Source organism: Mesobacillus maritimus (assembly GCF_023715205.1).
GTDB classification, from domain to species: Bacteria; Bacillota; Bacilli; order Bacillales; family Cytobacillaceae; genus Mesobacillus_B; species Mesobacillus_B maritimus_C.
The window spans coordinates 410322-423580 of sequence record NZ_JAMBNR010000002.1 but is presented as its reverse complement, the minus strand read 5'-3'; the positions used below and the strand labels follow the sequence as shown (position 1 = coordinate 423580).

At 36.6% G+C, this 13259-nt stretch carries 13 protein-coding genes and 1 pseudogene; 1 reads left to right on the top strand and 13 read right to left on the bottom strand.

Annotation, left to right across the window (positions count from 1 at the left end; all coding sequences use genetic code 11):
* Positions 1-113: 113 nt before the first annotated feature.
* The 6 genes from M3182_RS04455 to M3182_RS04430 form a co-directional block, all read right to left on the bottom strand.
* Entirely contained in the window at positions 114-1823 is a 1710-nt protein-coding gene (locus M3182_RS04455) for an AMP-binding protein (protein ID WP_251556946.1), read from the bottom strand.
* A gap of 72 nt (positions 1824-1895) precedes the next feature.
* A complete protein-coding gene (locus M3182_RS04450) occupies positions 1896-3353 on the bottom strand; it encodes a sodium:solute symporter family protein (protein ID WP_251556944.1) in 1458 nt (485 codons plus the stop codon).
* A 2-nt stretch (positions 3354-3355) separates the two neighbouring features.
* Positions 3356-3595, bottom strand: a complete 240-nt coding sequence (locus M3182_RS04445; RefSeq protein WP_251556942.1) for a hypothetical protein — start codon at positions 3593-3595, stop codon at positions 3356-3358.
* 42 nt (positions 3596-3637) lie between these two features.
* Positions 3638-4078 (bottom strand): hypothetical protein, encoded by a 441-nt coding sequence (locus tag M3182_RS04440; RefSeq protein WP_251556940.1) that lies wholly within the window; start codon positions 4076-4078, stop codon positions 3638-3640.
* 44 nt (positions 4079-4122) lie between these two features.
* On the bottom strand, positions 4123-5658 hold the full coding sequence (locus M3182_RS04435) for an acyl-CoA carboxylase subunit beta (protein ID WP_251557109.1): 1536 nt from the start codon (positions 5656-5658) through the stop codon (positions 4123-4125).
* A 448-nt stretch (positions 5659-6106) separates the two neighbouring features.
* Entirely contained in the window at positions 6107-7096 is a 990-nt protein-coding gene (locus M3182_RS04430; RefSeq protein WP_251556932.1) for an MBL fold metallo-hydrolase, read from the bottom strand.
* Positions 7097-8069: 973 nt separating this feature from the next.
* Here M3182_RS04430 and M3182_RS04425 point away from each other — a divergent pair.
* The gene (locus M3182_RS04425) at positions 8070-8381 is read left to right on the top strand and encodes a hypothetical protein (RefSeq protein WP_251556925.1); all 312 of its coding nucleotides are present in this window, start codon (positions 8070-8072) and stop codon (positions 8379-8381) included.
* Positions 8382-8574: 193 nt separating this feature from the next.
* On the opposite strand, the gene M3182_RS04420 is transcribed toward M3182_RS04425, so the two are convergent.
* The 7 genes and pseudogenes from M3182_RS04420 to M3182_RS04390 form a co-directional block, all read right to left on the bottom strand.
* A complete protein-coding gene (locus M3182_RS04420; protein WP_251557106.1) occupies positions 8575-9267 on the bottom strand; it encodes a permease prefix domain 1-containing protein in 693 nt (230 codons plus the stop codon).
* 5 nt (positions 9268-9272) lie between these two features.
* The gene (locus tag M3182_RS04415) at positions 9273-9614 is read right to left on the bottom strand and encodes a PadR family transcriptional regulator (RefSeq protein WP_251556923.1); all 342 of its coding nucleotides are present in this window, start codon (positions 9612-9614) and stop codon (positions 9273-9275) included.
* An 88-nt stretch (positions 9615-9702) separates the two neighbouring features.
* Positions 9703-9978, bottom strand: a pseudogene (locus tag M3182_RS04410) (insertion element protein); the annotation flags it as partial.
* Positions 9979-10620: 642 nt separating this feature from the next.
* Complete coding sequence (locus M3182_RS04405; protein WP_251556922.1) at positions 10621-11805, bottom strand: Nmad3 family putative nucleotide modification protein; 1185 nt, start codon at positions 11803-11805, stop codon at positions 10621-10623.
* A 21-nt stretch (positions 11806-11826) separates the two neighbouring features.
* The gene (locus M3182_RS04400; protein WP_251556919.1) at positions 11827-12267 is read right to left on the bottom strand and encodes a YaiI/YqxD family protein; all 441 of its coding nucleotides are present in this window, start codon (positions 12265-12267) and stop codon (positions 11827-11829) included.
* Between the two features lie 2 nt (positions 12268-12269).
* Entirely contained in the window at positions 12270-12473 is a 204-nt protein-coding gene (locus M3182_RS04395) for a hypothetical protein (protein ID WP_251556912.1), read from the bottom strand.
* Positions 12474-12733: 260 nt separating this feature from the next.
* Positions 12734-13006, bottom strand: coding sequence for a hypothetical protein (locus tag M3182_RS04390; RefSeq protein ID WP_251556910.1), 273 nt, complete (start codon positions 13004-13006; stop codon positions 12734-12736).
* Between the last annotated feature and the right edge of the window lie 253 nt (positions 13007-13259).

Genomic DNA, 13259 nt, shown 5'->3' with positions numbered 1-13259 from the left:
CTTTTTTTCATTAAGCATAAATTCAAGTGTAATAAGAATAAACAGAGAAAACGGGACAAAGATACCCCTGTCCCGTTCATACTTTGCGTTCAAATTTTTTTGAGGTACTAATATTAAATCATTTTATATAACAGTTTCTTCAATTCCTCTTTTTTAACCTTCCCAGTTGCCGTTAAAGGAAGTTCTTCAATGATGATTACTACTGGAACCTTATACACGGCCATTTGCTCTTTACACCAATTTTGTAGGTCATCTTTACTTGGAGCACTTTGGTAATCTGGGTTCAGTTGCACAAAGGCAACTGGAATTTCACCTTTTTCCTCATGTTCTTTCCCAATCACTCCACAACCGATTACTGCCGGGTGCCGACTTAATATCGATTCAATTTCTGGTGGTGATACACTCATTCCTTTTACTTTGAGCATTTCTTTTCTGCGTCCTAAAAAGTGAACAAATCCATCTTCATCAATTAAACCAACATCTCCAGTGTGAAGCCAACCATTTCGGAGAGCCTTCTCTGTTTCTTCTGGTTTATTCCAATAGGAGGTGAGCAAAGATGGGGTTCGAATGACAATCTCTCCCTCACTACCTAATGGAACCAGTTTCCCAGATTCAAAATCAACAATCTTCATTTCTGTCCCTGGCATTGGTATTCCAACAAAGACTGGCTGACCCTTTAAATCAAGATCATTTTCTTGTAAACCAGTCGTAAAAGTATCAAATGTACACGTTTCTGTCATTCCGTAGGCCATTTCTCTCATTGTGCTTCCTGATAGTTCTTTCCATTTTTTTCGATAATCTATGTTCATTTTCTTTACAAAGGAAGCTACAGAAATGTCTCTAATTGAACTTAAATCATACTCTTCAATATCTTCTCGGTTCATTAACTCTACAAAGTTATCTAGTATTCCGCCAGTATGTGTGACTTTATATTTTTCGATTGCCTGTAATACCGCCTCTGCATCCCAACGTCCAAGGATGATATGAGTTACTCCAGTGAATATTGGCATTAGCACACATACACCTTGGCCAGCAATCCAAAAGGATGGTAGATAGGCTAAAACGATATCCTCTGATTGATATTGGTTTGTAAAAGTAGACACTGTTGCACAGGTATAAACCATATGACGTTGTGTATGTTCACACCCCTTAGGTACTCCAGTGGTACCGCCTGTATAATTTAAGGCAGCAACATCATCTAGGCTTATTTCATATTTAGGATAAATTGTACTTTGTTGATCCAAAATCTTCATTAAATCCGGTACTTCTAAAATTTTTTCATTTTTAGTGAGTAGTGATGGATGAACCGGTATTGTAGGATTGTCTGGAAGAAAGTCTTCAATCCTAGTTGAAATGACTTCTTGTAAACTAGTTTTCTTCCTCACCTTTTCAACCAACGGATATAAATCCACCGTTGTAACAATCAATTTGGCACTCGTATCATTTAGTTCATATAATAATTCCTGCTCTTTAAACATCGGGTTTACAGGGACATGTATACATCCTAATTTTAAAATTCCACAAAATACTATATGAAATTGAGGACTAGTCGGAAGAAATACAGCGACTCGATCTCCCTTTTGTAGTCCTTTTTCAGCTAAATACGAAGCAAATTTACTACTTAAATCATCTAATTGTTTGTACGTTATTTCATGTCCATACCATATTAAACAGGTTTTATTTGGATGAATTTCTGCCCATTCACTTAAATACTCGGTAATCAATTTTTCTCCAAAGGGATAATTAGCTTCTTTAGGTAGATTAGCTGGCCAATTTTTATTCCATAAGCTATTAAGCTGATTTAGATAATCTTTTTCTTTCATAATCCTACTCCCTTCTATTAGAACGTGATAATAACTTCTCCAAAATAATACATTGTTGTATTGATGGATTCCTTACCGATGATAAGATTCCATTCTAGAAATAACTTCCTTAGAAGGCTTTTCTGTCAACGACGAAACAACAATCGTAACAAGTAAAGAGATTGGAAGTCCGATAAGGATTTCGGAGTTATATGGTAAGTCGAAAAACAAAAAGGCGATCATGAAAGAAACGGAGCCTGAGATTAAACCAGCGATTGCCCCAATATTATTTGTCCGTTTCCACCAAATCCCTAACACGATTGGGCTAAAGAATGAGGAAACCATAAAGCCAACAGCTGCTGTATATAGAACAATTAGAAACGGAGGAGGATTAAGGGTAAGGATCATGACAAAAATACCTATAATCCATGTAGCTATTCCAGAAACTTTCAGAATTTGGGTGCGAGTTGCATCTGGTTTTACAACTCCTTTGTATAAATCATAGGCCACAGAACTGCTTATCGCTAAAAGCAAAGCATCTGTTGAGGACATAACTGCTGCTAGCACGCCAGCTGCAATGATTCCCATTAGTAATGGACCGAAAAAGTTTTCGGCAATCAATAACATCCACATATCAGAAGGATTACTTTGAAGTACCGTCTCACCTAAAGTAGGTACATAAGGAACGATAACAAAGATTGTTGATGCCATTAGAAGCCCAAAAATCAACATACTAATATTAAGAGACAATTTAGCTGATTTAATTGTGGAGGCAGTAAATACTCGCATAATTAAATGTGGTGTTACACATACCGCTGTTGCCCAAGTTAAAAATGCACCAATATAGCCTGCGATAGGAACCGTTCCACCTGCAATACCTAATGCAGCATTTTGCTCGGTTGCGCTCTTTAAGAATTCACCCCAGCCAATCGGCAAGTTAATGATCCCTGCAACTACAAGTAAAATTGTAAGAAGCGATAGTAATAGACCTTGGAGAATATTTGTCCATGTAACCGCTAACATCCCACCCATTGAAACATACAGGAAGAAAACGATACTAATAATGACTAAACCCCACTCGTAATTCAGCCCCGTTACATAAGAGGTCATTAAACCTCCTGCCTTCATTTGGGACATCAGATACATTCCGGAACCTATAATGATAATAATGGGTACAGCAATCTTGAGGAAATTGCTACCTTTGTAACGATCCTCAATAAATTCTGAGACAGTTATTTTTTTAGAGTTTCTTAATTGCCTTGCTACTAGAATACTAGCTAGAGGGAAGCCAACACATGATCCTACTACCATCCAGCCAATGAAAGGAATGCCTAAATTCCATGCAGTTCCAACAATAGCCATAAAAGACCCGCCACTACCTAGTGCAGCCAACATAGCTAAAGAGTTCATTCCTGTCCCGATATTCCTACCGGCAGCGTAATATTCATCTATTCCTTGATTTGATGACGAAATTCGTCTCTGAGACAAAACACCAAGGAGGATACAGAACAACAAATATATAATCATAATAACTGTTTCAGTTATTCGCATATTTAAGACTCTCCTCCCTCTATATTCGTCTCTAGATTTGCTTCCTTATCTTTTAAAGCGAGCATGATTCCGGTTAATGGGGCGAGTATACAAAGCAAATAAGCACCCCAGGCTAGCAACGAGATATTCAAAATCATGACATTATAGGTCCAAGGAGAAAAGAAAATGACTGTATACAAAAGCAACCCTAAGATAAATAGACCATCCCGCCGTGGTAATGGAAACCAATTATTCTCTTGCATTTTTACCTCCCATTAATAATTAGTAGCTTATATCATTTTTTCTCAATCCATAGTAACTTTTTTCCATTTGAATTTATTTATTAATTGCAATAAGACTGCAAATTGGAACCGCGGGTGAGCATTTATTTTCCATGGATGGTTGGTTGAATGTTTAACAAACGAATTCAATATTGGTATTAATTGGGTTTTATTTGCATATTTAATAGAGATTAATGTGATACCACCTAACCTATCCCCTGTCCCGATTAAATTTGCAAACAATCTCGTAATCGGGTCGGCGGAAACGTAAATTAGCGCAATACACATATCATCTGTTTTTATGATGAATTGGTCATTTTTTGAGTCGTACATTACATTTGGTTTCCCTTTTGTAAGGTTATATTCAACGCCATTTTCATCCAAGGCTTTTTCCAATACCTTCAGTGCTTCGTTTTGGGAAAAGCCCACATAGGCTTCCCATTTATTTTTCTCGAAAGATAGCATTCTATCACCTCCTTTGGCTAAGTCCTAGTATTTTAAAATAGGTATTAAAACCCTGTCGGCCAATTAGAAAGTCTGTGTTCACCAATGACTCCGTTTCCACAAGAGAATTCTAAAGTTTGTGAAAGAAACTTTCTGGTATCTCGTGGGTCAATCACATCGTCGATTAAATGTTTACCCGCTGCTACATAAGGTGAACTATCAAAGCCCCATAACTCCAATAGTTTTCTGCGATCCTCTTTTGGATTCTTCGAATGTTGTAATTGCCGACCGTAAACCACATTGACTCCAACCTCTGGCCCTGTAAAGTTTATTTCAGCTGTTGGCCAAGCAACAACAAAATCTGCCCCCATTGTAGGGCCTCCCATATTCGCATATGCTGCACCAATACTTTTTCGAATAACAACGGAGATTTTCGGTACAGTTGACTGGGCTAAGGCCTGATTCCACATCATAATTTTAGTGGGCATTTTTACTTTTTCAGCTTCTGAAGAAACTCTGAATCCTGGTATATCATGTAAAAAGATTAATGGGATATTGTAGGAGTCACATAAACAAATAAAATCTGTTGCCTTCTCACATTCCTTTGCTCCCGCAGCCCCAGCAAATTTCATTGGCTGATTTGCGATAATCCCCACTACTCTTCCATTTATCCTAGCTAATGCAGTAATAAGTGCTTCCCCATATAGGGCTTTTAGTTCCATAAATAGACCATCATCAACGATTTCCTGAATGACTTTTTTCATATTATAGGCACGAGTTCTTCTAGTCGGTACAATATCTACGATTCTATCTAATCTTCGATATGGGTTGTCATCCGTTTCCTTATAAGGAGGGAGCTCATTTGCATTTGAAGGCATATATCCTAAGAACTGTTTTAACTCCTTAATACTTTCATCTTCACTTTCTGTGAAACTGTCTACTTGCCCAGTATAATTAGCATGTATTTTCCAACCACCAAGTTCTTCATTGCTCACTCTTTCTCCGGTTGCAACTTCTAACATCCTTGGTCCGGCAACAGCCATGGTTGTCCCTTTTAATTGGTTCACAAAATCCGAGGTTGCCGCTACCCATGTTGGACCTCCAAAACTATCCCCTAGAATGGACGTGATCATAGGCACTCGCCGATTATGTAAAAGAAGCTCGTCCCAAAACAGCATTTGGCTGAATTTATCTGCACCCATCCCATCTGGCATTCGCAGACCTCCACCTTCTTTTAAGTTGAGCATAGGCAATCCACGTTTTAACGCATAATCATGAAGGGCTCTAGTTTTACGAAAATAGACCATCCCTTCCGTCCCAGCAAAAACAGTCTTATCTGCAGCTTGTACAACTACAGGTCTCCCATCGACCTTTGCTAAACCAGTAATGATTCCATCACCCGCACTTTTTTCCTCAGCTCCAGGCTGATCTGAATGGGCGAGCAAACCAAACTCAATAAACGAATCTGCGTCAACAAGTTTATTGATCCGTTCCCTACCTGTTAAATATCCGCTTTCGTGCTGACGCGAAATTTTATCTTCTCCTCCTCCTAGCTTTGCCTTTTCCTTTCGATTGACTAGCTCATCAATATAATGATTCATTGATTTCTCTTCGAATTGATTCAAATGAACTCTCTCCAATCCATAAATTAATCTTTAAATTGAGATATTATGTGATATGCTTTTTACTTAGACTATGAGGTTGTACGTTTTTTATTCATCATTTTATGAATATTCAAACTATTTTTGTTTTAAAACTCTTAACTTAGTTTTTTTTTCATTAAAAAAGGATGAAACACTATTGTTTCACCCATTTTTATTATCTGTTCCAAATAACTAAAGAATAGCAATGAAGTACCATAAATTTGGAATGAAGGAATACTACAACGGTTGGAACATATTCCGCTATACCTTTACTTAACTAGCTCCCTGGGTCCACACAAAAAAAGCCAATCATCCATATGCGATGTTTGGCTATCTTTTTGGGAAAATTTTTATTCTAATATCAGACGATTGAGATTCATTCGTTTCGAGCAATCTAGATTAAAAATTACAAGGAATAATACAAAACTCCATTCCTTCTCTTAACTTCAATTTGATGAAGAATTCGCAGCAAATCAATGTGCCCCAATGTCTCTGACAAAGTAAGCGCAAGCTCTTTTTTATAGGCGTTGGGAAATAGTAATGTCGTCAGTTCGTAAGCTGTCTTTTCCCCATCTTTCAAAAAGCTTCGCAGCTTGTCTGTCCTAAGCCAATTTTTCTGGAGTCTCTCCAAAATCTTCTCACGATGGTTGGTTACAGGGACACCGTGACCTGAAAAAATGATCTCAATCTCTTTGTCCGCGCACATTTCCAAAGCGGTACGATACTGAATAAGGGTAAGCGGACGACTTCCGGACTGGTTCTGAGGAGGTTCAATAAACGCATTTGATGAGATATGCTCGATGATATGGTCCCCCGCAATCATCACACGATCACTCTCTCTGTATAAAGAAATTTGGCTTTGTGCGTGCCCAGGTGTATAGAGTATTTGCCATTCAGGCATATTCGGAAGGGTTTGTTCATGCTTTAAGCATTCATCTATTTGGCTTTTCTCACAAAATTTCGTCATCGTCCTATTATGGAATTTATCAATCACTGTTAGAGACTCCTCTGGAACACCACATTCGGTATAAAGCTCAAAGAAAAAACGAGAATGATAAGACAAGAATTTCCCGTTTAATTCTACATAAGGAACCGCCATCGGATGAGCATACGTTCGAGCTCCGGAAACCTTTCGAACACGTTCCAACAACCCGAAATGATCGACGTGATGATGAGTCAACACAATTTGCTGTATATCGGTGATCTCATATCCGATTTCCTTAAGTCCCTGAGACAATGTTTGCCATGCCTCCTCTGTGAGCGGTCCCACATCAACAAGTGTTAGGCAATCTCCTTCAAGAAGATAGACGTTTACTGGTCCAACAGGAAATGGAGTCGGTATCTCTATCTGATAAATTCCCTGTGCTACTTTTTGAGGGTTTACTACCTTATTCATTATTTATCCTCCCATCCAATTAAAATGGTTCTCTCCAATACATTCACTGGAACCAACAGGATCTTTATCATCGTATTGTAAATTTGATAGTATTCTTTAAACTTTTTTCTAAATCTAGTAACTTTCCTTATGTGATAATTTAATATCACTTCTCAAATATAGAATCAAAAGAAGATGCATTTTTTTCTTAAATCGATTCTCTTTATATTCAACCACTTTTTATCCTACTTTAAGGATTTCATCTAACAAGGATTCAATATTTATTCCGATGTTAATAAAGAGACTCTCCTATTTATTTTAATATTCGGAATAACATAATTAAACCATACGATATAATCCAGTGTAAAATACTTTTTTTATTAGTATGATTTACAGTGACAACATAGCGAACAGTGCCTGTCACTGTTCGCCTTTTAGATAATATGAATCATTATTGTTTACAATTATCTATGTATTCGTTCTCCAATAAAATTATCGACACGACTCAATCCTTTTTCAACTGAATGAATCATTTTATCAATTAACTCCTGAACCGTTGGAATATCATTGATAAGACCCATTACTTGTCCTCCCCATGCAATACCTGCTTCAAAAGTTTTCCATCATAGATAGATCTGCAATTTGATTGACCACTTATCATATCCTGAAGATCTTCATAAGTAGCTCCTTCACTTTCACGTTCGATAATATCTAATGCAACACTTATTTTCAAAACTCGACCTGGTGTCACTTACTTCTATAACTTAGTACTAATCATATAAGTAGATAAACACGAATTAAATTAAACTGCCAGTTACTCTAATAAGAAAAGTGATCCTTCTTTATTGAAGCATCGCACCCGTTTGTAAATTGCCAATTTTTAAAATCAAATCTCAAGTAAAGTAACTAAAATGTAAATAAATTGACACGGGAATAATATTGATGGTCCAGACTACAATGTATACAATTGATACTCATGGAGGAGTGATGGAAGATGAAAACCGTTACAGTAGATAAGTTACGCTTTAAGAAACATTTAACAGAAATTGAAAAACTCTCACTGAAAAAATTATTATTATCCTGGATAGGAAGTTCATTCGAAGGATTGGACTATGGTTTTCGCCTTGAGTACACAGAAGATGTCTTTGCGAAATTGGAAAAAGCGGCAAATGACTCTGATGTTTTGCTTTCTGGTGGTGAGTATTTTAGATACATAACATTGACCGAAGATAATCAAGTTGTAATCGGTGTTTTAGATTCGAATTCAGAATTAAAATTTAGAATCATTTCACCAGATGAGATTTAGAAAAAACAAAAAGAGACATGGGTAATATACTAACGGGTTCGGTTGGTGAGGAGATAAATGCTAATAACATAGAATTCGCAAACTTATTAGCATGGAATTCAGCAATGAATCAGCATATTAAATAGCAAGCAAAAATGCTCAGAGAAAAATCTGAGCGTTTTTGATGAAATATTTAAATCCATATTTAACGTGTTTAGTTAAGTAGCTTAGTTTTTTGTCTATTGTATGCTTTAATTATTGCCCATAACATAGCAAACAGCGCAAAGGTTGTTCCACCGACTAACAACACCAATAATCCTAAAAATGAATAATCCTTAGATTCAATAAATACACCATGCAGTCCTGAACCTGTGAAATAAGAACTGTATAATTTACTCATAAGAGGGTTATCGTACGTTGTGTATTCATATATGATCTCATCTCCATTTGAATAGTTTTTAACTACTACAGTCCCAACAGAAAATTTCGCATCCTCCAAAATTCCTTCTATCTCAATTTTATTTGCTTCAGACAACTGTCCATCTGTCGGAATAATTTCAAAAATATCGTTAACAATAGCCGTTTGTTCTTTGTGAATATCATTGATTGGGATTATTGTAATAATAAAGATGATTAAAGAAAGAACAAAAATACCTAATCCAGCATTTAATAGTCTTTTTCCAAATGTTTTTTGTGTGTGAAATACCTGATTTATCAGTGATCGGAGTTCATTCTCTTTACCAAATCTTTCAATAGCGATTTCAATAGCTTCCTCTTCAGTTTTTCCCTCGGATACTAATTCGTGAACAGATTCGAGTAAATGACTTTTCATTTCACTTTTTAAATCTTGGATTTCATCTTTGTTGCCTTTCGCACTCCGATAAACCTTGTTTACGTACTCTTCCACTTGTCTCAATTATTTTCTCCCCTTTCAAGAAACGAATCAATCATATTTTTTACAAATTCCCATTCTTTGCGCTTTTGTTCAAATCCCTCTTCACCCGATGGAGTTAATCGATAATATTTCCGCCTTCCTCCTGGTCCTTGCTCATCTCCCCAATAGGACTCTATCCACATATTTTTCTCTAGGCGCTTTAATGATAAATAAAGTGTTCCTTCTTTCAATTCGAATTGTTCTTCGCTCTTTTCTCGAACAAACTTGGCAATTTCATATCCGTACATATCCTCATCCCTTAACATGGAGAGAATGATGGTATCAATATGACCTTTTAAAACCTCTTTGTTTATTTCCAAATAAACCGCCTCCTAACCATACTATAAAATGTAATACATAATAATGCAAGGTATTCATTCAAAAAAAACATCGCTAATTATTAGCGATCTACCTTAGATAGATTATTTCTTTCAAATCAAAAATTTTATCTGTTATCCCCAATCGTTGCGCCGGAGTCTCCCTTGTTCCGTTTGATTTAAAAGGGAAACATAAATTGTAATACGTTCGAAGGATAGTGATCGCCATCTGAGCATACTTTGGATTGAATTTTGAATAGATATAACTTTTTCCATCGCCACAGGCGGTGGTCAATGGTCTTTCCAAAATAGATAGCCTTCTTCGAATCTGTTGAATAAAGGCGTTTGTAGCGTTGTCATTAACATTTGAAAAAAGAGATTAGGGAATTTGGATTGAGATTATGATTCTAGAGCCCTTTTGGCTTAAGATTTGTGTTCCACCTGCCCAAAAAGAGCCTGTCCTCGGTGCAGGAAAGATACCTGACTGACTGAGTGACAGACCTCTATTATTTCTTAATTGAATACATTCGATAATCATAGATAAGAGAGTCTATACATTTCTATATTCCACAAGTTGTAAATTTTAAAAGAAAATACCCTCATACAATGTATTTCTAAAATGGTTTCCCATTCTCCTCATTGACGAAATGTTTAACTAGCAGATACAACTGCTCGCAATAGGAATTACTTTGGAGACTCCTTTAGCAAACGTATCTTTTGTCATCTTAACTCCAAAAAATGTTGCTTCTTCCCGAAGTCTAGGGACTTACCATCTTCTTCCGTTTAAATTTCATTATTGTACTCACCGTCCCTTTACAGTAGGTAATCATGGAATTTAAAGAAACACCAGGCATGCACTTAAGCCATAACGTCCTTTCGTGATTCGCTCGACTTTCTATTGTCTCTCTAATCATGAAAAACCCCTAGCAATTCACACCACGGAAAATGAAATGACAATTAACATAAAAAGAAGCACAACGTACATCCCCACGCTCCCTTATTGTATGATTCAACGATTGATGTATCGTTGATAATTTAAGTAGTGCTCAATGGTCTTCACATATGTTTTCCAATCCTTATACTGTGCTTGGATTTTCCCCATCAATGATGGATCAATCCGATTTTCTTCTTTATATATGCCGCGGCGACGCATGCTTTTTAGTCTATTGACATATTGCTGAACGGAAACAGGCTGTAATTCCTTTTCCCCCTTTCTCAGAATATGCTTCTGTGTTAAATATTCTCGAAAGTCCAAACCTTTCACCCGCCTATCTTTATCAGGCGTTACATGACGGTAAATATTCTTTTCGTTTTTCAAGAATAGCTCCCGTAACCATTCTTCTACTTTTTCCGACAGCTCTGTAACGAACTCCTGCCCAATCCCTGTTTTTACTGTACAGTAGCCATCGTGTGTGTTATTCCATGTCTTTTGGTGAACTTGTGAAAGATTTTGATAAAAAAAGATTGGCAGTTTCCAAGTGGCTTTATTAGATGTTTTATTATTTGAGAGTAATAAATTGTTATTTAATGTAGTAAAATAACCACAGCCTGGGACCCCTAAATCCTCAAATAACCATTCGTCAGGTAAGAAAATATAATTCTTCTGGTTTCTATTAAATGCGGCTTCGGTGATGTGGGGATGATGATGTAGGTCATATTGTTCAAGTATTTCTGTACATTCCTTATACGTTTCTATTCTCTTCTTAACTTTTAACCAACCGTAAATATAATGCCCAGATATTTTTTTATTCGATGTTGACTGAAATCCTCCAAAAAATAAAAAGATAGATCCTTCATGTACATTGTGGTTTCCGAGTATAGGTGAAGCATTATACTGACCAAAACCTTTGCCTACTTTACAGTTTTGACTTTCTACCATCCAAGGTGGAATCCCTAACATTGGATCAAAGTGAGCAAATAATTCATGATCATCGATGGCAGCGTACTCCTTTTTCCGTAAATTTACGTAATGGGACCCTTTTACATTTTTATAGACCTCACTTAGGTTGGATCCTTTTAGACCACTAATGTATTCGTTTCTAAGTTTGATGTCCGAATACCTGATATGATTGGAATAACTTCTTACCTTTTCCGGTATTGGAATCCATATGTATTTCCCTGAATCGTGATCATATGGAGAAAAACATCCACCACTGCCAGAATCAAATCCTTTTCTACTAAGAACTAATTTCATTTGATTTTCACTCCTTATGTATCAATGTGAAATCGTCATTCTAAAGAGTTCTCTAAACTTTTCTCGATCCTCTTCTGTAAAGGGCTTGGGTCCTTTTGTCCGTTTTCCACTTTTGCGAGCCATCGCACTTAAATATCGTGACTGTAACAATTCATCTATGTTCTCATTCGTGTAGCGATAGCCTTTATGATGGAGTACGATGCAACCTCTCGCTAACGCTAGTGAAGCAAGGCCATAATCTTGCGTCACAAGTAAATCGCCTGTTTTTGCTAAGCCCATAATCCGATAGTCAGCTGCTTCTGCTCCGGAATCCACATAGATTGTTTCTACTCCTGATGGTTGTTCCGCATTGGAATAGTGAGAGAAACTGGTCACAAGAATGACTGGAATTCCTACATTTGCAGCTTCTGAAATAATAATATCTTTAACAGGACAGGCATCGGCATCCACATATATGTTCATCTTTATAACTCCCTATCAATTTCAATATTCGTTAATCGTTTAATGACAGCACCAGAAGAAATCCACTCTATTTTTTTGCGTGAAACTTCTTTTACCATTTCATTATGTGTACGATATTTCACCATACAATTATACCATAATTTGGAACGATAAATGGGTGTATCAAGATCAGCTGTGGAAGCATAGGGACGAACCTTGTACTTCATGGTTGTTGTTCTCGTGTCACCTAACTTCTTATGACCAAATTTATCAATTATTTTTTTGTAAACTCTATACTAAGTAATGAGAACAGGAACCTAATAATCCAATGTTGGACAGACAGTCACTATTCCCAATCAGGTCTATTTTAATCTCTTACTAAAATGATCATATTTATAATTTAGAAAGCTGGCTTAACCAGAGACAAAATTGATTATGCCAAATAAACTAATGATCTTTCATATACGATTTGCATTTCCAATCAACCCTAATAAAAAACCCATGCGCTAAACGCGCTGATTCCTGCAGTTAGGAATAATATTGCAGCTGTACCGCACCCTTTCCTTTCAGCCAAATCTTCTGCATATTCTTTTGCACAGTGCCGACAAAGTGTGTACCCTCTTCTTTTGGCTTCTGTTTCTAGAATCTTCGTTGCAGCAGTTCTCCCTGATAAAATCCTTGATGTTGTTGGACAATCATCATCCATGTAATGATAATATTTTCCGGCTTTTGTAATTAATACTTTGTCACCCTTATGCATGGTCGTTTCCTTTCTCCAATCCAATCTGGTAGTTTAATCAAATATATAAACTATTTAATCAACGTATCTTTTGTTTACTCCTTCACTAATTTCTCTAACAGTCATGTCATTGCGCTTCGATTTTATAAATCATGTTTGGCAGCGGTATTTGGTTCAACGTTGAACGTATTCTCTATCTTACTTCTATTTATTTTTGTACCGTTTGTGCTTTGGCAAACCATAATCCTTAAGCCATCCCTATGTGAAAGATGGC